Origin of the sequence: Streptococcus mitis, from assembly GCF_047465045.1 — a bacterium.
In the GTDB taxonomy this organism is placed as follows: domain Bacteria; phylum Bacillota; class Bacilli; order Lactobacillales; family Streptococcaceae; genus Streptococcus; species Streptococcus mitis_DT.
Genome location: NZ_JASHAR010000055.1, coordinates 1 through 514 on the forward strand (window position 1 = coordinate 1; position 514 = coordinate 514).

1 pseudogene is annotated in these 514 nt (G+C 37.0%); it reads right to left on the reverse strand.

The features are described from left to right. A pseudogene (locus QM409_RS10795) lies at positions 1 to 297 on the reverse strand (transposase); the annotation flags it as partial. Between the last annotated feature and the right edge of the window lie 217 nt (positions 298 to 514).

The following is a 514-nucleotide window of genomic DNA, read 5'->3' on the forward strand; positions in this document are numbered from 1 at the left end:
CTTGATTTCCTGTTGAAAGTCCGTCTGTGTTTTCTGATGTTTGATATGGTGAAAACGATAATACCAGCCGTAAGGATGTGTGTAGCTATCCTCCTTGTCATTATAGTACCAATTCCCTAAGTTTCTAGCTGACTGTTTATACCCTCTCTTCTGTTCCTTGTCAAACATGGCATATTTAATCAGATGGTTCACCTCCTTTTCATCTAAACGAAGGAGGTTCTCTTCACTTCCATATCCAGCATCTGCGACAACTGTCTTCAAGTCATGAGGATAGGTTTCAAGTAAGGGCAGAAGAGTCAAAGAACTGATTTCTAGTGTTAAAGTTGTTTGATTTGTGTTATAGTGAATATGCATGGGATGGCCTTTCTAAATGGTTTATTAAGCAATTCTATTTTACCAAGACTATCGTAACCATCCAAAAAAGCAACGGCAAATCCGTTGTTTCAGATTGAAGACAAACATCGTTTTAATGTTTGTCTTTTTTATATCTTCAGCGTTACTATTCTCAAAATAG